Origin of the sequence: Bacillus sp. FSL L8-0654, from assembly GCF_038629965.1 — a bacterium.
Lineage (GTDB): Bacteria > Bacillota > Bacilli > Bacillales > Bacillaceae > Bacillus > Bacillus safensis.
Genome location: NZ_CP152026.1, coordinates 2,853,688 through 2,876,999, shown reverse-complemented (window position 1 = coordinate 2,876,999; position 23,312 = coordinate 2,853,688). Strand labels below are relative to the sequence as shown.

The 23,312-nt window shown below is 40.9% G+C and carries 28 protein-coding genes; 18 read left to right on the top strand and 10 right to left on the bottom strand.

Annotated elements, in window-relative coordinates:
• Positions 1-60 precede the first annotated feature (60 nt).
• Positions 61-804 carry a (S)-benzoin forming benzil reductase gene (locus tag MHH65_RS14955; protein WP_268412884.1) on the top strand — a complete coding sequence of 248 codons (744 nt, stop codon included), beginning with the start codon at positions 61-63 and terminating at the stop codon, positions 802-804.
• A 299-nt stretch (positions 805-1,103) separates the two neighbouring features.
• Positions 1,104-1,637, top strand: a complete 534-nt coding sequence (locus MHH65_RS14950) for an HD domain-containing protein (RefSeq protein ID WP_024423336.1) — start codon at positions 1,104-1,106, stop codon at positions 1,635-1,637.
• On the opposite strand, the gene MHH65_RS14945 is transcribed toward MHH65_RS14950, so the two are convergent.
• The gene (locus MHH65_RS14945; protein ID WP_255290996.1) at positions 1,634-3,121 is read right to left on the bottom strand and encodes an alpha/beta hydrolase; all 1,488 of its coding nucleotides are present in this window, start codon (positions 3,119-3,121) and stop codon (positions 1,634-1,636) included. The two genes, MHH65_RS14950 and MHH65_RS14945, sit on opposite strands and share 4 nt — an antisense overlap.
• 176 nt (positions 3,122-3,297) lie before the next feature.
• On the opposite strand from MHH65_RS14945, the gene MHH65_RS14940 reads away from it, so the two are divergent.
• The 9 genes from MHH65_RS14940 to MHH65_RS14900 all read left to right on the top strand — a co-directional run bounded on the left by MHH65_RS14940 (position 3,298) and on the right by MHH65_RS14900 (position 9,675).
• Positions 3,298-3,534: a YuzF family protein gene (locus MHH65_RS14940; RefSeq protein WP_034282580.1), complete on the top strand. Its 237-nt coding sequence runs from the start codon at positions 3,298-3,300 to the stop codon at positions 3,532-3,534.
• A 183-nt stretch (positions 3,535-3,717) separates the two neighbouring features.
• A complete protein-coding gene (locus MHH65_RS14935; RefSeq protein ID WP_024423333.1) occupies positions 3,718-4,821 on the top strand; it encodes an AI-2E family transporter in 1,104 nt (367 codons plus the stop codon).
• 66 nt (positions 4,822-4,887) lie between these two features.
• Positions 4,888-5,109, top strand: a complete 222-nt coding sequence (locus MHH65_RS14930) for a spore germination protein (RefSeq protein WP_003213446.1) — start codon at positions 4,888-4,890, stop codon at positions 5,107-5,109.
• Positions 5,110-5,207: 98 nt separating this feature from the next.
• On the top strand, positions 5,208-5,429 hold the full coding sequence (locus tag MHH65_RS14925; protein WP_024425952.1) for a spore germination protein: 222 nt from the start codon (positions 5,208-5,210) through the stop codon (positions 5,427-5,429).
• Between the two features lie 96 nt (positions 5,430-5,525).
• Entirely contained in the window at positions 5,526-5,774 is a 249-nt protein-coding gene (locus MHH65_RS14920) for a YueH family protein (RefSeq protein ID WP_024423330.1), read from the top strand.
• 27 nt (positions 5,775-5,801) lie between these two features.
• The gene (locus tag MHH65_RS14915; protein ID WP_034282575.1) at positions 5,802-6,209 is read left to right on the top strand and encodes a YueI family protein; all 408 of its coding nucleotides are present in this window, start codon (positions 5,802-5,804) and stop codon (positions 6,207-6,209) included.
• Between the two features lie 60 nt (positions 6,210-6,269).
• Positions 6,270-6,821, top strand: coding sequence for an isochorismatase family cysteine hydrolase (locus MHH65_RS14910; RefSeq protein ID WP_065215227.1), 552 nt, complete (start codon positions 6,270-6,272; stop codon positions 6,819-6,821).
• Between the two features lie 17 nt (positions 6,822-6,838).
• Complete coding sequence (locus MHH65_RS14905) at positions 6,839-8,311, top strand: nicotinate phosphoribosyltransferase (protein WP_041115814.1); 1,473 nt, start codon at positions 6,839-6,841, stop codon at positions 8,309-8,311.
• A gap of 137 nt (positions 8,312-8,448) precedes the next feature.
• Positions 8,449-9,675, top strand: coding sequence for an HDOD domain-containing protein (locus MHH65_RS14900; protein WP_024423326.1), 1,227 nt, complete (start codon positions 8,449-8,451; stop codon positions 9,673-9,675).
• Positions 9,676-9,710: 35 nt separating this feature from the next.
• Here the strand turns inward: MHH65_RS14900 and MHH65_RS14895 are convergent, their stop codons facing one another.
• Positions 9,711-10,067, bottom strand: a complete 357-nt coding sequence (locus tag MHH65_RS14895; RefSeq protein ID WP_041115816.1) for a hypothetical protein — start codon at positions 10,065-10,067, stop codon at positions 9,711-9,713.
• A 505-nt stretch (positions 10,068-10,572) separates the two neighbouring features.
• On the opposite strand from MHH65_RS14895, the gene degQ reads away from it, so the two are divergent.
• The 6 genes from degQ (at position 10,573) to MHH65_RS14865 (ending at position 15,447) form a co-directional block, all read left to right on the top strand.
• Positions 10,573-10,713 carry a degradation enzyme regulation protein DegQ gene (gene degQ, locus MHH65_RS14890; protein WP_003213123.1) on the top strand — a complete coding sequence of 47 codons (141 nt, stop codon included), beginning with the start codon at positions 10,573-10,575 and terminating at the stop codon, positions 10,711-10,713.
• Positions 10,714-10,864: 151 nt separating this feature from the next.
• Positions 10,865-11,779, top strand: a complete 915-nt coding sequence (locus MHH65_RS14885; RefSeq protein ID WP_176967247.1) for a polyprenyl synthetase family protein — start codon at positions 10,865-10,867, stop codon at positions 11,777-11,779.
• Positions 11,776-11,946 (top strand): competence pheromone ComX, encoded by a 171-nt coding sequence (comX, locus tag MHH65_RS14880; protein WP_073207246.1) that lies wholly within the window; start codon positions 11,776-11,778, stop codon positions 11,944-11,946. The genes MHH65_RS14885 and comX overlap by 4 nt, the downstream gene beginning before the upstream one ends.
• A 53-nt stretch (positions 11,947-11,999) precedes the next feature.
• Entirely contained in the window at positions 12,000-14,312 is a 2,313-nt protein-coding gene (locus MHH65_RS14875) for an ATP-binding protein (protein ID WP_034282568.1), read from the top strand.
• An 80-nt stretch (positions 14,313-14,392) separates the two neighbouring features.
• Positions 14,393-15,034, top strand: coding sequence for a response regulator transcription factor (locus MHH65_RS14870; RefSeq protein WP_034282566.1), 642 nt, complete (start codon positions 14,393-14,395; stop codon positions 15,032-15,034).
• 23 nt (positions 15,035-15,057) lie between these two features.
• Entirely contained in the window at positions 15,058-15,447 is a 390-nt protein-coding gene (locus MHH65_RS14865; protein ID WP_024423321.1) for a hotdog fold thioesterase, read from the top strand.
• A gap of 92 nt (positions 15,448-15,539) precedes the next feature.
• Here MHH65_RS14865 and mnhG read toward each other — a convergent pair whose 3' ends face one another.
• The 7 genes from mnhG to MHH65_RS14830 are packed head-to-tail and all read right to left on the bottom strand — an operon-like array spanning position 15,540 to position 21,310.
• Positions 15,540-15,914, bottom strand: a complete 375-nt coding sequence (gene mnhG / locus MHH65_RS14860) for a monovalent cation/H(+) antiporter subunit G (RefSeq protein WP_024423320.1) — start codon at positions 15,912-15,914, stop codon at positions 15,540-15,542.
• A complete protein-coding gene (locus MHH65_RS14855; protein WP_024425942.1) occupies positions 15,898-16,179 on the bottom strand; it encodes a Na(+)/H(+) antiporter subunit F1 in 282 nt (93 codons plus the stop codon). The genes mnhG and MHH65_RS14855 overlap by 17 nt, the downstream gene beginning before the upstream one ends.
• The gene (locus MHH65_RS14850) at positions 16,179-16,658 is read right to left on the bottom strand and encodes a Na+/H+ antiporter subunit E (protein ID WP_024425941.1); all 480 of its coding nucleotides are present in this window, start codon (positions 16,656-16,658) and stop codon (positions 16,179-16,181) included. Before MHH65_RS14850 ends, MHH65_RS14855 begins: the two co-directional genes overlap by 1 nt.
• Before the next feature lie 6 nt (positions 16,659-16,664).
• Positions 16,665-18,143 (bottom strand): Na+/H+ antiporter subunit D, encoded by a 1,479-nt coding sequence (locus MHH65_RS14845; RefSeq protein WP_070325967.1) that lies wholly within the window; start codon positions 18,141-18,143, stop codon positions 16,665-16,667.
• Positions 18,136-18,477 carry a Na(+)/H(+) antiporter subunit C gene (locus tag MHH65_RS14840; RefSeq protein ID WP_024423316.1) on the bottom strand — a complete coding sequence of 114 codons (342 nt, stop codon included), beginning with the start codon at positions 18,475-18,477 and terminating at the stop codon, positions 18,136-18,138. Before MHH65_RS14840 ends, MHH65_RS14845 begins: the two co-directional genes overlap by 8 nt.
• Entirely contained in the window at positions 18,477-18,908 is a 432-nt protein-coding gene (locus MHH65_RS14835) for a Na(+)/H(+) antiporter subunit B (RefSeq protein WP_024423315.1), read from the bottom strand. The genes MHH65_RS14840 and MHH65_RS14835 overlap by 1 nt, the downstream gene beginning before the upstream one ends.
• A complete protein-coding gene (locus MHH65_RS14830) occupies positions 18,905-21,310 on the bottom strand; it encodes a Na+/H+ antiporter subunit A (protein ID WP_268412735.1) in 2,406 nt (801 codons plus the stop codon). The genes MHH65_RS14835 and MHH65_RS14830 overlap by 4 nt, the downstream gene beginning before the upstream one ends.
• A 219-nt stretch (positions 21,311-21,529) precedes the next feature.
• Between MHH65_RS14830 and MHH65_RS14825 the strand changes: the two genes are divergently transcribed.
• On the top strand, positions 21,530-21,739 hold the full coding sequence (locus MHH65_RS14825) for a hypothetical protein (protein ID WP_024425938.1): 210 nt from the start codon (positions 21,530-21,532) through the stop codon (positions 21,737-21,739).
• Between the two features lie 74 nt (positions 21,740-21,813).
• On the opposite strand, the gene MHH65_RS14820 is transcribed toward MHH65_RS14825, so the two are convergent.
• The gene (locus tag MHH65_RS14820; protein WP_024425937.1) at positions 21,814-23,151 is read right to left on the bottom strand and encodes a 2-hydroxycarboxylate transporter family protein; all 1,338 of its coding nucleotides are present in this window, start codon (positions 23,149-23,151) and stop codon (positions 21,814-21,816) included.
• Between the last annotated feature and the right edge of the window lie 161 nt (positions 23,152-23,312).

Here is a 23,312-nt window from a genome sequence, read left to right as displayed (position 1 = left end):
ATTGCTTGCTGTCATACCGTTTCACTACGTAAAATAGTGTTATCAAGGGAGGAGATTGTCATTCGAATTTCAATCGTTACAGGCGGATCAAAAGGTTTTGGCTTAGCACTTGTGAACAGGCTGCTTTCACGCGGGGATCATGTGTACACGGCAGCAAGAAGTGCATCGCCGATATCCCATCCGAAGCTCACACATACCCAGGTTGATCTGACAGATGAAGAAGCAGCGGCCAAATGGCTTCAACATAGTCTCACGCCGCAAACTCTGGCAGATGCTGATGACATCTTACTTGTCAACAATGCAGGAATGGTCACACCTATCAAGCGCGTTGGACAAGGCGGACAGGATACACTTCATCAGCATTACAAGCTGAATCTTGTCATTCCTGTTTTGCTGAGCCATGTGTTTGCCAAGCAGACTCAATCATTTAACGGAAAGAAAACGATCGTTCATCTCTCTTCTGGAGCGGCGAAAAACCCATACAAAGGCTGGAGTGCGTATTGCAGTTCAAAGGCAGGACTCGATATGTTTATGAGGACTTTTCATGAGGAACAACAGGACGAGGCGCATCCGATCAACACGTTTTCCTTTTCACCCGGCACGATCGATACAGATATGCAGGGGGAAATTCGGAAATCATCAAAACAAGACTTTGAACAAATAGACCGTTTTCAGCAATTATATGAAACAGGCACGTTAAAGAGCCCAGATGAAGTCGCACGTATTTTGCTCGATCTTTTAGCGGGTGATCCAGCTGGCGGATGTGTCTACGATGCACGTGAGTATGTGAAAAAGCAGTCATAACGACTGCTGCAGCGTGAAGAAAAACCCTCGCATTCTGTGTCAGGCCTCGGTGCCGGTGCTCACGAATCTCAAATTCGCTCCGCGCCAGTACTCGGTCTTCCTAGACTTCAAGGGTTTTCATATCACGCTAAAAAGGAGAAAAAAAGCAGTCATAGTGACTGCTTTTTTCGTATTGTACAAGCAAAAACAGCTCATTTGACATAAGCTGTTCTTGAGACTCATAGAAAATATAACAGAACATTTGAGTTTCTTTTCAGAATATGTTAGGATGCTAAAAATATAGATAAGGAGGGGTTTCCATGAGAAAGGTTACATTAATGGATGTTTACACCCATCCAGTCGCTCAAAAATATTTAAATCGTTCAGGAAAAGCCCATGCGATTGCTTGTGCTTATCACGCATTCAAACTGGCGGTGCAGGCTGGGATTAATCCAGATCTCGCTGTGAAAGCAGCCCTCTTGCATGACATCGGCCACTATGAATGGTATACAGCTGGCGGAGAATGGGATTACGAGACATATAGACGGAATGATATTCATGCCATTAAAGGCGCAGAGCGGGCTCACAAACTGCTCATACGCCTCGGTGAGGAACCAAAGGCAGCCAAAGATATTGCGCTTGCGATTCTGCTTCATACAGATTCATATTTGCCAGAGGGCGACCTTCATAAGGACACACTTCAGCAAATCGTCAAGAAGGCAGATGAAATGGATGAAGAGCCTGGCGGACATCACCATTACAGACAAATAGACGAATCACTTGCAATGAAAAAAATCACGGAATTGGATCAGAAAGTGCAGCAGGCACTTCAGCCCATGAAACGCTCTGTTTAGTATGGAATGTCTCCATGAATATTTCCATGCTGATCGACATACAATGTGCGAATAACGGTACGGTTAAATGCTGATGTACCTGATGCAGTGAGTCCGGTGTAATGAACCGTGACAGAATAAGCACCTTCTTTTTTCAATTGAACAGCGGATGAAGCAGTTGTTTTGAGTGGATGATCTTTTTGGGCATCCTTAAAGTAAAAGGTTTCGACTTTCTTGCTTAATCGTTTAATCAGACCGCTTGAATGGGTCGATGCATCATCCCCTGATTTCGCTGCCTCTGCTTTGATTTCGTCATTTAATGGTGAATCAAAGGATACGAGCAGCAAATAAGGAGCCTTTTTTCCTGAATTTGATCGAATCGTCCATTTTCCAGGAACGGGTTTATTGATTTGCACATGGTGCGAAAATGCGCCTTCATATGGGAAAGATGCTTCCGATGTCTTCAGATTTGTTAAGACGTCTCCATTTGGGGCGATGATTTCTGGCCGCGCCTCATGCCTTTCATTTAACCACTGAATCGATAAGCCATTCGTTCCTTCCTCTACATAGAACGCTTCTGTTTTATCCTTTTCACTTTCCCCGCCTTTCACATAAACATCTGTATTCAGCTCAGTAGAGTTCGGGCTCTCTATATTTTCTTTTTCAGCGCTTGCGGCATTTGCCAGTAGCTGATGCTGAAACACAGGGAACATGCTTGTGCCGTTTTTAATGGAGTTGTGATCCCATTTCCCTGTTAAAATATTGTTTGCATATGATAGTCTTGTGCTGCTTACCGTGACGGCGCCATCATTTGCACCAAAGCTCTTTAAATACATGCCGCCTAAATACAGCATCCCGCCAAATGTTCCCCATTCCGATCCCGAATACGTGATGTATTTTTGAGGAAACTTCTCCAGCTTGTCGGTTTCACTTCGAAAAGCCGCCATGAGCCCCGTTTGCAAAGAATAGAGCGCGTCGCTTTTTTGTCCAAGAATTTCTGCGAGCCAGCTTCCGCCCTTGCTATACGCTAAATCTGCCAGCGGCGTCCCGTAATGAGGGGAGCCGAGTGTGATGACCTTCTCTACATATGGATGGGCATCGTGATACACGAGTGCGGACTGTGTATCCACCCCGCCTTTACTATGACCAATCACAATAAGTTTTCGACCGAACACATCATAGATTTCTTTTAACTTTTCTGCTAATAGTTTGCCATTCTTTTTCGTATCCTGATCTGGATACAAATCTATGAATGCGCTTTCGTATCCGTTCAGAACAGCTTGCTTTGCCATGTCGTTTCGGTCGAACCATGTGGAGGAGGAGCTGTTAATGCCGTGAACAAAAACAAGTGGTGGTTTTGACTCGTCTTTTTGAACCGGCTCTTCTCCTTTAAACCACTTTCCTGGTGTCCCAGGTTCATCTCCAATTGATCCTGCATACGCATAACTTGCAAAGGAAAAAAAGAGCATGACAGCAGCGAGACAGATGAGTTTTTTCAAGATCATTCACCTCTTCAAATGATTTAAGTTGTTGGCAGCACCAATCTATTATACTTCCAAAAGACGTAAGATTAAATAAAATGTTAAAATATGGTATTTGAGTTGTAGGTTTGCCCTGAGTGACATTCACATGGGTCATTGCATACGATGTGGGTAAATACACAAGTAAAGGGGCAGGTAGGATGGCACAACAAGGAAGTCCGCAGCTTGTTTCATTAGTTGATCCATATGTTTATCAAACATTGCAGAAAGTGATCGGTATGAGATTGATTGTTCAAACAGTGAAAGATACAGTGCGCGGAAAATTGAAGGAAGTCATGCCGGATCATATTGTCATTGAGGCGGGGACAAAATCAGTTTTTTATGTGCGGATCCAGCAAATTGTATCGGTGATGCCTGATCACAGTGAAAGAGTGTAACAAGCAGACGCAAAGGTGTCTGCTTTTTTCACGCTTATAGAATGTATATCTGGAAAAAGTGCATGATATACCAATTGTTCTTTTTTTTACAAAAAATAAGGTTCTAAAACAAGAAGCAGTTGACAGAAGGTGGGTGGAATAGTAGTTTTTTAATAAGATCAATACGTAACAGGAGGAGCATCTTTGTTAAAATCTAAAGTTCATTTTTGGACATTCCAAATATTACTTGTTTTACTCATTGTTTATGTATCAACAAAGGTTTCGTTTTTATTTCAGCCGATTATTTTATTTGCATCCACCTTGTTTGTTCCCATCTTGCTGGCTGGAATTCTCTTTTTCATCTTTAATCCAATTGTTCGATTTTTGTCCAAGAAAATTCCTAGGACACTTGCTATCCTGATCATTTATCTTTTGTTCATCGGACTCATCACGTTCATTGTGAATGCTGCGGGACCGGTTATTGTCACGCAGGTCGGTGGACTTGTCAAAAGCTTCCCTGGTTATGTGACGGATATGCAGAAATTTATCAACGACTTCTCGCATTCTAAAACATTCACTTGGATGATGAACCAAGATTATGTCTCCGTCTCGAAGTTTGAACAGACAATTGTTTCAACATTAAAAGGTTTGCCGGAAAATATTGCTTCAAGTATGTCTGCTGTGTTTGGTGTGATTGCCAATATTGCTTTAGCTGTGATCACAGTTCCGTTCATTTTGTTTTATATGTTGAAAGACGGACATAAGTTTCCGGACAAGCTCGTTCAATTTTTGCCAATGCCTTACCGTAAGGAAGGATTGAAAATCTTTAAAGAATTAAACGATACGCTTGCAGCTTACATACAAGGGCAGATTGTTGTCTGTTTATTTGTTGGAGTGGCTTGTTTTATCGGATACTTATTAATCGGTGTGAAATATGCGCTCATTCTCGGCATTATCATTGCGGTCACAAATGTGATTCCGTACCTTGGGCCATATCTTGGCGCGGCACCAGCTGTGCTTATTGCGTTTCTTGATTCGCCTGGAAAAGCGGTGGTGACAGTCATTGTCATTCTTGTCGTTCAGCAAATTGACGGAAATGTCATTTCTCCATTGATCATTGGGAAACGCCTCAACACACATCCTTTGACCATCATCCTGCTATTAATTGGGGCAGGAAGCTTTGGCGGAATCCTTGGCATGATTTTTGCGGTCCCTGTCTATGCACTGCTCAAAGCCATCACCTTGAATATTGTCAGATTGGTGCAGCTGCGTCAGCGATCTCGCAAAGAACAGCATTTAAACGTCTAGGACAGATGCACACTTTTTCCCTTCTTGCATAAGATGATTGAGATAAGCAGATAGGGGGAGATTCTGATGCCTGCAATCGTTGGACCTATTCATATCGAGTCGTTAGGAGGAAACGGTGCAGCTACTTTCGGTGATGTCCTGGCCATTGCCCCTTTGGCTGTAGACCACTCTACTGGCGGTGCGGGAGCCTTTAATTCAGGTGATTATATGTCACTTACAAGTGATCCGAATGCCACGATGCTTTGGGACTTTACATTGTTTGGCCAGCCTCAATCATTTAACGCATAGAAAGGCAGCTGATGGTCACAGATCAGCTGTCTTTTTTATTTTTCATACACGTATTTTTGAGCTGGGCATATGATGTGGGGAGAAAAGGTGGTGGAAAGATGCCAGCGATTGTTGGGCCTATTCATATTGACCGTGTGATTGGAAATGGTTCTGCACATTTCGGTGATGTTTTTGCCATTTCGCCAAAAAGTGTCGATCACTCCGCCGGTGGATCAGGTACCTATAATGCAGGGGACTTTGTCCAATTTTTTAGCAGTCCAAACGTTACGTTTATGTGGGATATAGACCTGATCAGCCAGCAAAAGAGCTTTAATGCATAGCCAGCTTTGAAAGGGAATTCCTTTTCAGAAGCTGTCTTTTTTTATGGTACAATGGTTATTGATGTAAGAAGAAAAAAGAGGTGTGAACTGAGTCAAATGAAAATTAGAAAAGCACACATCACAAGCGGACAACCAAAGACCTACAATGTATATTTACATGAAAATAAAAAAGAATATAAAACGCTTGTAGCCGTACCTGACATTGAATGGAGTATTTCCATTGCGTATGAGGACGAAAAGGAGCAGCTCATCCATACGCTCGAACAATCCTTAATGGAAAGAGTAGAAACAGACGAAGCCCGTGACCTCGCACTCAAGATTGTGCACTGGGTCACAGAAATGTAAATTTAGAAACCAGGAGTGAACACAGCGATGAAAGAAGAATCCGTAGACTTTTATTTGCAGCAAGGGATATTTGGACATGCTGAAACAAAACCCGATGAACGAAGAATGTTTCTTGGCTCATTAAGGGAACGAGCGCTTCTCGCCCTGACAAAGGGACAGGTATCAAGAAATAAACCGTATCAAGAAGTCGAACAAATATTGAAGGCCAATCGCCAGGCCACAGTTCTATTAAATGGTGAACTTTCCTATGCTTCTTATTCTCAATATGTCAAAATGGCAAATGCCGCTGGATGTTCCTTTAAAGTGGTGAATCATCACGAAGCGCACTCTCCTTTTGGTCTTGTCATAGAGATGCCTGATGCGGTCAATCAGGAGCATATCTATATAGAGGATGAGCTGTTTCAAAAAGCTTTTTCTCATGAATCTGTTGAATAGGTTTCCCTAGTGAAATGAATAAGCTATAATGATTCAAAAGAGCATATGGGAGAGATGCGGATGGGCAAAGCATTGATTTGTATAGATTATACAGTTGATTTTGTTGCAGACGATGGAAAACTGACATGCGGAAAGCCTGGGCAGGCGATTGAGTCTAAGATCACAGAAATCACTTCTTCATTTATTGATGAAGGCCACTTTGTCGTCTTTGCTGTCGATCATCATGAAGAAGAGGACCCTTATCATCCAGAAACAAAGTTATTTCCGCCCCATAATATTCGCGGAACAGAGGGTATTGAACTTTATGGACAACTAAGTTCACTATTTCACACGTCAAAACATTTAAAACATGTCTACTATATGGAAAAAACAAGATACTCTGCTTTTGCAGGCACTCAATTAGAAATGAAACTGCGCGAGCGCGGCATCAAGGAACTTCACTTAGCCGGCGTATGTACCGATATTTGTGTACTTCATACAGCTGTTGATGCGTACAATAAAGGCTTCGAACTTGTGATTCACCAAAATGCTGTGGCGAGTTTTAATGAAGCGGGGCACGAGTGGGCACTTTCTCACTTTGAGCAGTCGCTTGGTGCGAAAGTGGTTAAGTAAGGGAAGGAGAATGGAAGTTGGAGCATCGGTTTAATGACGACAGTTTATCACTACATACAGATCTTTATCAAATTAACATGGCAGAAACGTATTGGAGAGACGGCATTCATGAGAAGAAGGCAGTCTTTGAACTCTTCTTTAGAAAGCTTCCATTTGACAATGGCTTCGCTGTATTTGCTGGCTTAGAGAAAGCGATTGAATATTTATCGGACTTTTCCTTCACCGAAAGCGATCTGGCGTATTTAAAAGATGAACTCGGTTATAAAAGCGATTTCATTGACTATTTAAGCGGATTGTCCTTTACAGGTACACTTCATTCAATGCGAGAAGGGGAAATTGTCTTTGCGAATGAACCGATTATGCGCATCGAAGCAACGCTTGTTGAAGCTCAGTTAATCGAAACGGCATTGCTCAATATCGTGAATTTCCAGACGCTGATTGCAACAAAAGCGGCCCGGATTAAAGGAATCATAGAAGATGAGACAGCATTAGAATTCGGAACAAGACGTGCGCATGAAATGGATGCAGCGATGTGGGGAGCAAGAGCGGCACTCATCGGCGGCTTTCAGGCGACAAGTAATGTTCGTGCTGGGAAACGCTTCAACATACCAGTATCAGGAACACATGCCCACGCACTTGTACAAGCATACCGCGATGAATATACGGCATTTAAAAAATATGCTGAAACACATACAGACTGCGTCTTTTTAGTCGATACGTATGATACCGTCAGATCAGGTATTCCGAATGCGATTAAGGTAGCGAAAGAATTTGGAGATAAAATCAACTTCATTGGTGTCAGACTTGATAGCGGAGACCTTGCATACTTGTCTAAAAAAGCTAGAACAATGCTTGATGAAGCAGGTTTCCATGATGCTAAAGTCATTGCATCAAGCGATCTTGATGAACACACCATTATGAATTTAAAGGCACAGGGCGCCAAAATTGATGTGTGGGGTGTTGGGACAAAACTGATCACAGCATTCGATCAGCCAGCCCTCGGTGCAGTATATAAGCTGGTGTCCATTGAAGAAAACGGCAAAATGAATGATACCATCAAAATTTCATCCAACCCAGAGAAAGTGACAACACCAGGCCGTAAACGTGTGTACCGGATTATCAATCAATTGAATCATCATTCTGAGGGCGACTACATTGCACTTGAAGAGGAAGATGTTCATAGTGAGGACAAACTAAAAATGTTCCATCCTGTGCATACGTTTATTAGTAAATTCGTGACAAACTTTGTGGCGAAAGATCTTCACGTCCCGATTTTTGATCAAGGAAAACTTGTCTATGACAATCCAGATATTCAAACGATTCAAGCCTACGTGCAGGACAGTCTTGGACTCTTCTGGGAGGAATACAAACGAATCAGCAAACCAGAAGAATATCCAGTCGATTTGAGTCAAAAATGCTGGGATAATAAAATGCAGTTTATCCATGATGTGAAAAATAAAATCAAAAAAGAGCTTTATGAAAGCGAATGATTTAAAGAAAGGGAGACCATCAAGCCAGGTGGTCTCTTTTTTTTATTTTGACCGATTGAAATTGAACTAAAAGTGCAATCATTTGGTATACTGAAAGCACATCTTGTTTGTCATGGCATAAAGGAGGATTGGAGCAGTTGAGGGTGTTTGTTGCGAGACAGCCTATTTTTAACAGAAAAGAACAAGTCGTATCATATGAGCTGCTTTATAGAGATAGTGAAACCAATACATATAGCGCTGAAGACGGTGATCAAGCGACAACGGACCTCATTATCAACAGTTTTCTAAATATCGGCATCGAAACACTGACAGAAGGAAAACGATGCTACATTAATTTCACCGAAAGCTTGCTTTCATCTGATCTGCTCACCTATTTTGATCCGCATCAGCTTGTGATCGAGATATTAGAAAATGTACCGATTACCCCGGCACTTATTATGAGATGTAAGCAGTTAAAGAAATGGGGATATACGATTGCACTCGATGATTTCTTCCTAAACGGAACACATTATAGTGACAAGCTGCTTGAGGAACTCCTCTACTGCATAGATATTTTAAAAATTGACTTTCTGAAAACCACAACGCAAGAACGAAGAGATATTCTGCATTCGTATAAAAAGTATCGCCTTCGATTCCTAGCAGAAAAGGTAGAAACGAGAAGAGAATATGAAGAGGCGCTTGAAGCGGGCTTCCACTTGTTTCAAGGGTATTTCTTTAGTGAGCCGCATGTGATATCGGGACGAGCATTATCGACCAGCTTCCATGCGTACCATCAGCTTTTAAATGAGTTAAGCAAGGACCAGCCGAATATCCAGACCGTGACCCATTTTATTGAAAGTGACCTTTCGCTATCATATCAATTATTAAAAATGCTGAATTCAGGCGGCATGAGACGTCTTTATCAAATTAAAAGTATCCGGCAGGCGATTATCCTGCTTGGGTTTAATGAAATTCGGCGCTGGATCTTTATCCTTTCATTTAAAGAACTGAATGTCCAAGCTAATTCAAGCCAAAAAGAAATCATCAAAATGTCATTCATTCGTGCCAAAACGTGTGAACTGATTGCTTCTCGTACTGAACGAGAGCACCCCGCCTCTTATATGCTGACAGGTATGTTTTCTCTGATTGATACGCTTGTCAGGGCAGATATCACAGAACTTGTGAAGGAACTGCCGCTTTCTGATGAAGTTGGTGAGGCACTGCTTGGCTATGAAAATGATTATTCTTTTGTACTAGGTGTGGCCAAACGTATTGAACGAAATGAATGGGATGATGAGATGTTAGATGGAAATCTCCCGAAACAGGAAGCCTATGGCTGTTATATAGAAGCCATTGAATGGTGCCATAAAATGTTTGAATCTTAAGAAAAGCCGCTCGCGTGAGAGCGGCTTTTTCTTTGTCATGCCCACTTTAAAAGAAGGAAAAGTCTGCTGGAGGCAAGAGACAAGTAGATTCGAATCCCTTCTGGACTAAAGCGGATATCAATGCCGCTTTTCACACCGATTTGCTTCAGCATTCGGATGACACTTGTTGAATCAGAGCGCTCAGCAGCCTCCATGATGCGCTGCGCAAACGGAAGGGAGCTGGAAATTTGCTGTGTGATGAGTGAAGCATCAGCAACGAGGCGGGCTGATTCTTTTGCGGCTCGTTGAAATGAGTGGGCATCTACTGGAGGAAAAGTCATTGGCGTGCGCGGCGGGTATGCGCGGCTCATTGCGGGAACCTGCAAAGCAGGATAAGGAACATAGTAAAACACATGGTCACCTCTTCTCTCATTGACGTGAAATTGGACGGATATCTGTTCTAAATGTATGTAGAAAATCAGAATAAAGAATCAAAATGATCTTTCTATCTTTGTAATTCCAGCATAAAAATAGGTACTTTTGCGGTCAATTTCGGTGAATGTCGCCAAAAAATTGCGGTGTCCACAATAGCATCTGTCGTCTGACCTATGACACGCAAAACCGAAGATACAGAGGGGATCGTACGTTCTACCGGGAGAGAAGTGTGACGAATGATGCCTATTCCTGTCGCAAAAATGACGCAATTCCTTTGAAATTGAGATAAAAGTATGATTTGAAAAGTCAGAAAATGATGAAAAAAGACCTATTGAATTTTGCGGTATCGCGCACACGTTTTGTGCATACTTTTCGGTGAAAAAATACTCAATTACATTTACACTGTTAGTAACAGATCAAATACTTATGACCCAATCACCATACACAAATACATTGATCTTCCAAAAAAGGAGAGTGGAATCGATGGAAAAGTATGAAATCGAAGAACTTAAACAATTATTATGGAAACTTGAAAACGAAATCAGAGAAACAACGGCTTCTCTTCATAACATTAACAAAAGCATTGATCAATACGACAAATATGAATATGTGAAAATTTCTTAAAGACTTGATAATCATCAAGTCTTTTTTTTATCCAAATACATACAAAAAAAGGATATATTATTATATAATTGTTAAATAGTGATGTCAGTGGACATTTGCTCATGTCTTTTTAGTAAAATAAAAGGCGGAAGGGTGAGGTACAAGATCGAGTATGCTAAACTATCTAGAGAATACAAAAATCAAGCAGAATATGTCTGATTTTATTCAACATGCAGTCAGGCAGAATGATTTACAAAAGCTGCTTTTGAAATTTACAGATAGAAAAAAAGAATTTCCTCTTGGTCAATTAGCTTATCAGCATTATGAGGCATTTGACGGACAAGACAAGCAAGCGATTACAAAACTGGCAGCAGGGATTGAACTTCTCATCTTATCTGCCGATATATTAGATGATATTGAAGATCAGGACAATGATTCGTATCCTTGGATGAACGTCGACCAAGGAGTGGCCATCAATGCTTCTACGTATTTGTATACGGTGAGTATTCAATTCATCACGTCAATATGTGAAAATAATTCTCAACTAGTAGAGAAACTGTTCCATTTCATCAAAATGTCAATGGAAGGTCAGCACGAGGATTTGCGACATTTGCATGGAACAGAAGAAGAGTGTGTAGAGGTTTTAAGGAAAAAATCAGGATCTTTAACAGCTCTTTCTAGCGTACTGGGTGTTTATTTAGCGACAGGAAAAATAAACGCTACTGTGGAATCTTATTCGATATATTATGGTGTTGCTGAACAGATCAGTAACGATTTTTTTGCGTTATTTTCAAAATCAAACGGAGATTTTCAAAAAAAACAAACACTGGCATTCAGTTATTTACAAAGACGTTTTAACGATGCCAGTCAAGAGCTTCTTTCCTTCTTTTCTAACCGGCTGGAAGAGTCAGAGCAAAAGCCGTTTCAATTGAAGCAGAAGTTACTTGAAGCTGGTTTGACTCAGTACATGGTATCGATGAGAGAGATTATGCTGTTAAAAATGAAGCGTGGAATGGAACAACTTGATTTACCTGGGAAGAAGAAGGAACAATTATGTGCATTTATGACAAAGGAGGGCAATGATTGAACATTCAAAATGTTATTGCATATTTAGTCAAAAATCCTGGTGTTGTGAATGAATTGGACTTAGGGAATGCAAGTTTAATTCACACAGATGAGCAAACCATGCAAGCAATCATTCAGGGGATTAAAAAAGGGCAAATGTCTGCAGATTATATATGGTACTATAAATGATACTATTCATTTAAAAATGATTTAAAAGTTCTCCAGTTAAGGATGTTTTATACATGAAGATAACTTATACGAAACTATCTGCTTTTTTGGTTTTTCTGTCTTTTTTATTTGTGATCTATGTTTCATATATTTATGTATTTGATATTTTTAATGGAGCACGTGTAGCGGAGAACAAGAACGGTCAAGCAGAAGTTGTCAAAGTTGAATATCTTTCTTTAGCCTACACATCAGGATTAGAAGAAGGAGATATTATACTTAAAATCAATGGGGAACCTGCTAACAACAAAGATCATTTGATCAATGGTGAGCTTAGGAATGTGCAAAGAATTGATATTCAAAGAGGCAACCAAATGATCACCCTAAAAAATAAGACATTGATTGGTCAAGAGAGTTTATTTGTCTATATAATTCCTCTCATCCTGTATTCAATTTGTTTATTTTGTATCTTCTTTATCATTCGAATTAACAAAGAGGCTCAACGAAAATCAGCATTTCTTTTAGTTGTATTTTTATTAACGATTTGTATCGGATATCTTAGTGCAGGTACTTCAGGTATTGGTGAGAGATTTAGCCATTATGTGATCGTATTTTGTTTATCAAGTGTATTTATCTTTTATATTCACTTCATTTATCAATATTTCAAAGAGTTTGACCTGCATATTACGACTCAAAAAACGATTCGCTTTTTATATAGTCTTCCTATAATTAATCTAGTAATAGAGTTATTTGTTCCAATTGATTCGGCGTTAGCCAGATACATGCCAAGTTTAAATCTTTTATTCTTTTTCGCTTCTATTATCATGTCATTCAAAGTGATTATCAATGGAATGCGGAAATATAAAGAGACAGAGCAGGGGTCTGTTTTAAAGTTTTTTGTCATGATAAACATCATAGCATTTTGTCCATTTATCTTTTTGTTTGCAATTCCATATGTTTTGTTTCGTATTTATGTGGTAGATCCCTTTTTCTTAACTTCTTTTGTCTTGCTCATTCCTTTTTCACTCGTGTATCAATTTATGACGAACAAGCTTTACAATATGGATTTTTTGATAAGCAGACTGAAATACTATGGGTTTCTTGCCATTACACCGACCGTTTTTGTTGTTGTCACGTTTTACATTCTGCAAAAGCCAGAAGATTTGAAGTACACACTGAAACTCGCATTAATCACCTATACACTCATGCTGGCTGTATTCTATTTCAAAGAAATTCTAGATTTCCGCTTCCGTCTGAAGCGTTTTTCAGAAAAGTATAATTACCAAGACAGCGTGTTTAAATTTACACAGCTTATTCGTGAGGCGTCATCACTTCATCAAGTGCTGTATCATTTGAAATACACCATTTTAGAAGTGCTAGTTGTGAATAAAGCCTTTGTGCTTGAGGTGAAGGCTGATGGACAAATTATTGAAATTGATGAGTCAACAAATGATAGTAAGCTATGGAAAGAATACGTGGATCAATTTCAAGATATTTTAGGTGAAGTTGGTAAAATCATCGAGCTTGATAAAGGGTTTATGATGAAAATTGGCGAGCGGGGCGGTCACTCGTTTATGATTTGCTGCTTATCCAATATACAGACACCGAAATTGACCCGCGATGAAATCTCATGGCTGAAAACATTGGCCTTTTATACAAGTGTCAGTTTAGAAAATGTCGTCAAGATCGAAGAATTGATGGAGCATCTTGACGATTTGAAACAGCGCGAGGCCAATCCTGCCTGGCTGAAGAAAATCATGTTTGCTATGGAAGAAAAGCAGCGCTCAGATTTAGCGAGGGATCTTCATGATTCCGTACTGCAGGACTTGATATCACTAAAAAGGCAGTCGGAGATGTTTTTAACGAATTTCCAAAACAACCAATGCCCGACATCTATTGAAAATTCGCTTATCTCATGGAATGATCAAATGTCCAAAGTGATTCAAACGACGAGAGAAACGTGTCATGAGCTTCGGCCGCAGCTGCTGTATGATTTAGGGTTAGTAAAGGCGATATCGAAGCTGACTTCTCAAATTCAGGAGGAAGCGCCGTTTCATATTAGGCTGAATACGACACGCTTTGATAAAGAATTGGACATTGATATTGATTCACAGCTGAATATTTACCGAATTGTTCAGGAACTGTTATCCAATGCCCTGAAGCATTCAAAAGCCACTCAAGTGTTAGTGATGCTGATTTGTATTAAAGATCAGGTTGTTCTTCACTATGAGGATGATGGAGTCGGTTTTGATGCAAGTCATCTTGATCAGCACACAATGAGCATGGGGCTATCGGGAATTAGAGAACGAGTGAAAGCGTTAAATGGAAAGCTTCAAATTCACACAGCCCCGGAAAAAGGGCTTAAGGTGAAAATTGAAATGGAATTGTAACGATTTATTAAGGATTAAGACTTGGCATCAGCCAAGTCTTTTATATAAAATGGAAGTGAGTGATTTAAAGGGAGGAAGACATGAAGAAGATATTGGTCATTGATGATCATCCGGCTGTCATGGAAGGGACAAAAAGCATATTAGAATCAGACCAGCAGCTATCAGTCGATTGTTTAAGTCCTGATGCAGAAGCCGCCTTTTTAAAGACGCATGACTTTTCCATCTATGATGTGATTTTAATGGATTTAAATCTCGGGGATATCAATGGAATGGACATTGCGAAACAAATTTTAGAAACCAACCATCAAGTGAAAATTATCATTTATACAGGGTATGAAGTAGATGATTATTTTGAAGAGGCTATTCGGGCTGGATTACACGGTGCAATTAGCAAAACAGAGACGAAAGACAAAATTATTGAGTACATACACCGGACATTGCAAGGGGAAGTTGTCATTCAGCTGTCCTATTTAAAGAAATTAATTTCACAGCAGCAAGAAAAGCCAGAACAGGCGCAGCAGACTGATCACGAGCTCTTAACCGAACGGGAGTGTTTGATTCTTAGAGAAGTGGAAAAAGGATACACGAACCAGGAGATTGCCGATGTGCTTCATTTGAGCAAACGGTCAATTGAGTACAGTTTGACATCCATCTTTAATAAACTGAATGTTGGATCTCGTACAGAAGCGGTGTTAATTGCCAAGTCTGAAAGTGTGCTGTAAACGTGTGAAGGGAGAGGGCCTTAATGGATGTGAGCGGATCAAATACACTGCTTGAGGCACTAGGCATTGAGATTGTAGAGTGCAATAAATCACGATGCGTTGCAACAATGCCAGTCGATCACAGAACAAAACAGCCATTTGGACTGCTGCACGGAGGAGCATCTGCTGCTCTAGCAGAAACAGTGGCGAGCATGGGGGCTGCTGCTCATTTGGACTTAACGCAGCAAGTTTGCTCAGGTATTGAAATCAATGCCAATCATTTAAAATCTGTACGCGATGGAGTGGTGACAGCGACAGCTGTTCCAGTACATGTAGGACGGCGTACAATGGTATTTCAAATCGATATAAAAGATGATCGAGACCGGCACATCTGTACGTCAAGATGCACACTTGCTGTCATTGATCGCATATAAAAAAGCTCCCGGTGCAGCGGAAGCTTTTTTTGTATGCTGTTGCGCGATAAAAAAAGAATGGCCCAACATGGCAGGCCATTCTTTTTTGCTTTTTATAAATAAGAATCTTCTTTTCGCTTAATCACAAAGTTACGGAAACCGCCATAATCATCTTGGACACTGCGCTTGTCGAGCTTAACACCAGTATTGTACGCGGCTCTTCCGATCAAGTGCGCGCCGACTGGTGCTGTCAGGAAGATGAATACGATCCCGAGAAGGATTTTTGCAGAAATAACGCCTGCAAGAAACCATTCGTGAAAAAACACACCTACTAAAATCAGAACAACGCCAAGGGTCGATGCTTTTGATGCAGCATGCATACGTGTGTAAACATCCGGCAGGCGAAGGACACCAATGGCTGAAATTAAACAGAGGATAGCGCCTAGCAGGATAAAGAAAATCACGATGGCTTTAGCGATGACGATCATTTTCAATCACTTCCCCTTTCTCAAGGAATTTGGAAAAAGCGACAGTACCGATAAAGGCAAGGATGCCGAGCAGTAAAATAATCTCAAAGAATGCAGTGGTTTTCAGTAAAATTGAAACGATGGCTGTCATCCCAATTAAATTGATTCCTATCGCATCAAGTGCACTCACGCGATCAGGAATAGAGGGACCTTTGATCACTCGTATCACAAAAAGCAAAGTAGACAGCGCAAGAATGCCAAGTGACATTTGCAAAATGAGTTCCATTACTTACCGCTCACCTCCTGAATCGCTTTTTCAAATGAAACCCGGATATCGTGAATGGCTTTTTCAGCATCTTCAATATCCATCGCATGAATGTATAAAATGGACCGATCATCGGAAATATCAATCACTAGTGTACCTGGTGTCAATGTAATCATATTTGCCAGTATGGTGATTTCCCAATCTGTTTTCAAGTCCGTACGAAAGGCGAAAATACCGGGCTTAATCGTGAGCTTTGGAGATAATACGGTCTTTAATACACTTAAATTGGCAAGAAGCAGCTCGCGAATAAAAATGATGATCAGCTTGAAAATCGCATAAAGGGCATAGCCGTAAAAACGCTGCGGGAAAAATCGACGCAGCATAAAAATGGCGATCATCCCTAATGCAAAACCTGATACAAAGTCTGCGGCTCTGTATGTATCATTCATAAACATCCATGTAAAGGCGAGGAGTGCGTTTAGTAATATTTGAAAGGCCATGTTCATCTACTCCTTCAGCACAGCTTGAATATATTTTTCTGGTGTAGAGAGCATTTCCGCTGCTTGATTGATATAAGGGGCAATGAACTCTGTCCCTAACCCAATGGCAAGCGATAAGACGACAAGCAGTACGCCAGGGTACACCATTCCTTTAATTGACGGCTTTCTTCTTCGCATATCCTGTTCCTCGCCCCAAAATGCGGACATGAAAATCTTCATAATAGAGTAGAGGACAAGAAGACTGGACAGTAAGATCAGGATAGAAAACGTCATGTGTCCAGCAGAAAATCCACCTTCCACAATTTTTAGTTTTCCAACAAAGCCACTCAGCGGCGGAATTCCTGCAAGCGATAAAGCCGATATGAAGAACATCCATCCTAATAGAGGCTGGGATTGAATCAGTCCGCCCATTTTTTTCAGTTGATTTGTACCAGCATACACAAAGAGGGCACCTGCCAGCATAAATAAAGCCCCTTTGATCACCATGTCGTGAATGAGATAATAAATGGCACCTTGGAGTGATGCAGGTGTGTTGGCTGCAAATCCAAACAAAATGACCCCAACAGCTGTGACAATGTTATAAATCACGATCTTCTGCACATCAGAATAGGCGATCGAGCCTATCACACCGAATATCACCGTCAGTGCGGCAAGCCACGCCATGAGTGTATGGGTGAAGCCTGTATCGTGTATAAAAATTAATGTAAAGACTCTGGCAATCGCATATAAGCCAACCTTTGTCAGCAAAGCCCCAAATAGAGCTGAAATCGCTGCTGGCGGCGCGTGATACGACCCTGGCAGCCAGAAATAAAGCGGGAAGATCCCAGCTTTTAAGCCGAATACAATGAGGAACAGGATGGAAATAACAGTGATTAGCCCTGTTTGCCCTGATTCAGCTATTTTCACACTTAAATCAGCCATATTGAGCGTACCCGTCACTGCATATAAACAGGCGACTCCGACAATAAATAATGCCGACGAGATGATATTAAACACAATATATTTGAGTGATTCACGAAGCTGAGGCTTTGATCCGCCTAATACAATAAGCATATAAGATGCCATCAGCAGTAATTCAAAGAATACAAACAGGTTGAAAATATCTCCCGTTAAAAAGGCTCCGCTCACGCCAGCTAACAAAAACTGCACGCCAGAATAATAGAAGAGACGCTCTCTTTCTTTCCCAATCGTTTGAAAGGAGAAGAGGACTGTCACAAGCCCGACAACGGAAGCGGTCAGTACAAGGAGTGCAGCAAATTGATCGGCCACAAGGGCAATCCCAAATGGCGCTTTCCAGCCGCCCAAATAAAGGGTTTGTATCCCATTTGTGAAAATCGTTTGAACCAAATATGCATTACATATAATGGCTGAAAGAGATGCCAAAACACTAAAGACTCTTGACAGCATGATGTTTTTATTCATAAAGATCAACAGTGTAGCAGCTAGTAATGGAATTAAAATAGGCAGGATCACGAGATTATTCATGCTGATCATTTCCTCTCATTTGATCCATGTCATCTGTTCGCAGCTCTTGGAAGGCACGGAAGGCCATGACAAGTAATAAGGATGTCACACCAAAAGCAATGACAATGGCTGTTAAAATTAATGCTTGTGGTAATGGATCTACATAGGATGTGAGCCCCTCTTTTAGAACGGGAGGCGCTCCTTTTTTTAAACCGCCCATTGTTAAAAGAAGCAAGTGGACGCCGTGACTCAAAACAGCAGTACCGACGATGACCCGCAGAAGGCTCTTTGACAGCATCAAATAGGTCGCCGCCATAAAAATAATTCCGACGATAATAGACATTAGAAATTCCATTATTCCTTCTCTCCAATCATTTGAATAATGGTCATGGTGACACCGACAACAACCAAATACACACCGATATCAAACAGGACGGCTGTCGCCAGTTCTGTTTTTCCTAAAAACGGTAATTGGAAATAATCAAATGCATGGGATAGAAAAGGTGCACCGAATAGAAAGGATCCCATACCTGTCAGGATCGCAACGAGCAAACCGGCTCCAGTTACATAAATAAAGTCAAATGGCAAAATGCGTCTTACTGTTTTCAGATCATAGGCTAAAAGCAGAAGAACGACAGCCGCAGCACTCATCAGGCCGCCAATGAATCCGCCGCCAGGATTGTTATGTCCTGCAAGAAATAGGTGAAGGGAGAAAAGCAAGATGATGAATGCTGTGATTTTTGTTGTGACTTGCAAAAGCATATCATTCGTATCAATCTTTCTCATCGCCGCACACCTCTCTTCCGTTTTACTTGTGTTTTTAATAACCCATAAATACCAAGTGCCGCAATGGCGAGCACGGTAATTTCAAAAAGGGTATCAAAGCCCCTGAAATCTACAAGAATGACATTGACAATATTGTCACCGCCAGCAAGTTTGTAGCTGTTTTCAATAAAGTAAGTTGAGATGGTGTCAAGTGACTGCTGACTTGTGGAAGCGAAGGCTAGACAAGTGACAACAACCCCAACACCTAAAGAAATGATGAAATTGGTCATTTTGAATCTTCTCGTTTTTTGCTTTAAGCTCAGCTTCGGCAAATGATAGAAGCAAAGCAAAAACAGTGCGACTGAAATCGTTTCAATAATTAACTGCGTCAGCGCAAGGTCAGGTGCTCTGAAAATCACGAAGAATAGTGACAGCGTGTAGCCCATGACACCTAGAGCAATAATAGCTGTTAATCGTGAGCTTGCGAATACTGTGGCAATCGTCGCCGCCACCATCACAAGTGAAAGAATCACCTCATACGTGCCAATTGAGGCAGCCTGATCTGTTTGAAATGAAAAGGCCTGCTGATAAAACATCACGCCGCCAATGACGATAATCATGAACCCAAACACATAGACAAGATAGTCACGAAGAAAACCAGTCATATAACTGTTTGTCAGGCGGTATGAACCTTTTTCCAAACCGATAAGAGAGCGGTCGTATAAAGCGTTAAATGACCATTTTTCCTTAAAGATGTTGTATATTGGACGCCATTTTGAAAGCGTCAAGTAGCCGATTGTGCCGAGTACAACAACACCTATTGTCATATAGAGTTCTGGCTGGAAGCCATGCCATGCTTCAATTTTCACAGAAAACCGGCTTCCTGTTTCAATCGCTTCAGGAATGATCGCCGCAATTGCGGGTTCAATGACAGAATAGGCAAGAATATTAGGGAAAAAGAAGAAGGTGACCACAAGTGCAGCTAGAATGATGGGCGGAATGAGCATGCCGATCGGTGCTTCATGCGGTTTTTTCTCCAATTGGTCTATATTCAGACGGCCTCTAAAAGTTTTAAAGAGGAGCATCATACTATAAATGAACGTAAAGACACTAGCGAGCCAAGCGAGTGCTGGGAAGATGGCACCCCATGTTGAAACGTCCGTAAAGCTGATATCGGAAATCCGTATCATACTTGTGAAAAATAGCTCTTTACTTAAGAAACCGTTAAATGGCGGTAATCCGGCCATTGAAAATGTACCGATTAACGTAATGGTGAAGGTAATCGGCATGATCGTCATTAATCCGCCTAATTTCCGAATGTCACGAGTTCCTGTTTCATGATCGATAATACCAGCTGCCATAAAGAGACTGCCTTTAAACGTAGCATGGTTAATGAGGTGAAAAATAGCTGCAAGAACGGCTGCGCCAAAAAAGGCAGGATTGTTTTCATGAATCGCAGCTGCGCCGACGCCAAGCATGAGCATAATCATGCCGAGCTGACTCACTGTCGAATAGGCCAGAATGGCTTTCAAATCGTTTTGCCGGACGGCGTGGAATGATCCCCAGAATAATGTGACAAGTCCCACGATGGAAATGGTCCAGAACCATACCTCTGATATAGCAAAGATTGGACTGAAGCGGGCAACAAGATAAATACCGGCTTTCACCATCGTAGCAGAATGCAGATAACTGCTCACAGGGGTCGGTGCTTCCATTGCATCAGGCAGCCAGATATAGAATGGGAACTGCGCTGATTTCGTAAAGGCACCTAGTAAGATTAGGATCATGGCAGGGATAAAATAAGGTGATGCCATAATGAGCTGAAGCTGATTCACTGCTTCACGAATACTGAATGAATCAGTAATCAGGTAAATGAGGATGAAGCCACCAAGCATAGCTAATCCGCCAAAAACAGTAATAAGCAGTGATTTAGTTGCTCCATATCTAGAGCGCTCCCGCTTATACCAATACCCAATTAAGAGGAAGGAAGAGATACTCGTTAACTCCCAAAACAAGTATAAAACCACCATGTTGTCAGAAAGAACGACACCCAGCATTGCGGTCATAAACATGAGCAAATACGTGTAGAAAGAGCCAAGCTGTTCTTTTTCCTTTGATAAGTAGAAAATACTGTACAGCACCACTAGTGAGCCGATACCTGTAATTAATAAAGCAAATAACAGGCTGAGACCATCGACATACACAGTGAAATTCATCCCTAAAGATGGAATCCATTCAGCCTGTGAGAAAAGCGTTCGTCCATTCGAAGTGATGTGTAACATTTGGATGAAATAGGTAAATAAAAGAATCGGCAAGATGAGAACAAACCATCCTGTATGTATACGCCTCACATATTTGTAAAGGAAAGGTACAACAAAAGCGAGTAAAAAAGGTGATAGGATGGCGAAGTGAATAAGCTGCAAGAAAATGAACCTCCTTTGATCAATATAAATTCACGTTCTAAAGAACTGGTAATTAAAATTATAGCGTAAATACAGCCATAGTGCATTGGTTTGAAACGATTTCAAGCAAACTGTATTTGTTTTAGGTTCTTTTGACCACAAAAATAATTTTATCAAAAATGATACTCATTGTATATTGTTTTGTTTTTCGTACATGCTTTTCTTAAAGGAGCTGATCAAATGAAACGAAAGATCGTCATCAGCTTAAGCCTATTCTGCACGATTTTGGGAGGAGCATTCTTGATTGACCGAAATGATCAAAAAAGGTGGCAGGCCGGGAGTGAATGGCCGCTGTTTTCTGAGCATCTTCTTCACATGAGCTATCAAGAAACCAAGCTGTATCCTTTTCAGCCCAGGGAATATTTACGAATTGTATTAGCTGATGAATAAGATCCTATAGGAGAAAAGAAATATAAAAAAAGCATGGGCCCATGTGAGAGCCCATGCTTTTTATGTGTGGTAGTTTAACTAAACACTCTGAGTAAGATCGTTGCACAGATAACAGTTGCTGCTCCGCCAAGTCGTGTAGATACTTGTGCGAAAGGCATAAGACCCATTCTTCCAGAAGCTGAAAGAATCGCAACGTCGCCAGTACCGCCAAGTCCGCTGTGACAGCCAGTGACAATAGCAGATTCTACTGGATACATGTTCATTAGTTTTCCAACGAAGTAACCAGAACCAACCATTGCGAGTACAACAGCGATACATACGCATACGAATGGAATGGAGATGACAGTTGCTACATCATCAAGTGGAATGTATAGAATACCAAGACCAACCATTAGCGGCCATGTAAAGCTTTTAGATACAAACTTGTAGAACTGCTGTGAGCCGTTTTGAAGATGCTGAGGCATCACGTTTAAGTATTTGATTAAAGCGGCAAGAACAATCATTAAAATTGGACCTGGAATATGAACAAAGCTTTCTAACAAACCACCAAAGATGAAGGTTGTACAAGCAACGAGTACACCAGCACCCATTAACCCGAAGTCAACTTTTGCATCCAAATCTGGCTGCTCGAAAATTTCGTTTGCTTCTTTAGATTTCACAAGACGGCCATTTCCGTTTAGTTCTGGACGTTTCTCACCAAGCTTCTTCAATGCGCCAGCACAGATAATGGCAATGACGTTCCCGATGACAGCCGCAGGAATTAATTGAGAAATTAATGACTCTGCTGATACATCAAGAATTTGTGAATAAGCGATAGATAATGGCAGAATCCCTTCTCCAACACCACCGGCAATAATCGGTACAATAATAAAGAAGAATGAATGATGCGGTGTGAAGCCAACTAAAAGGCCAACAAGGATACCAGCACTCACAGCTGCAATTGTACCTGCAACGAGAGGAACAAACATACGAATAAGGCCTTGTACTAAAACAGTTCGCTGCATCCCAAGAATACTACCTACTACAAGAGCAGAGATATAGAAGTAAAGGAAGTTCGACGTTTTCATAAGAGACGTAACCGCTTCCAATGAGTTCGGATTCAGAACATTAAAAAAGACCAGGAACGATGGTACGAATAAAGAAAGAATCGCCGGTCCACCAATATCTTTTAAGATTGGAATACGTTGTCCTACATCTCCAAGGAAAATCCCCAAAATCATAATAACAGCGAAACCACCAAGCATATTTGCTGGAATTTTATTAAAATAAGCGGCAGTTAAAATAATCGCTGCAAGTACTAAATACACAGGTAGATCAATAACACCAATTTTCCAAGACATGATCTTACGGAAAACGCTTTTATTATTGTCAGAATCGTCTGTAATCGATTTCAATTGTTGTGCATTAGCCACATAAACACCCCCAAATGCTATTTGTCTCAATTGTAGAAGATTCTGTGACACTCATCTATTTATTAAACTAAAATAAGTGTAATAAAAGTAAAATAAACAGGAGTTTTTGAGTTTTTTATCATACAAAAATCCCCTGAAAGTAGTTTGTCCTTCAGGGGATT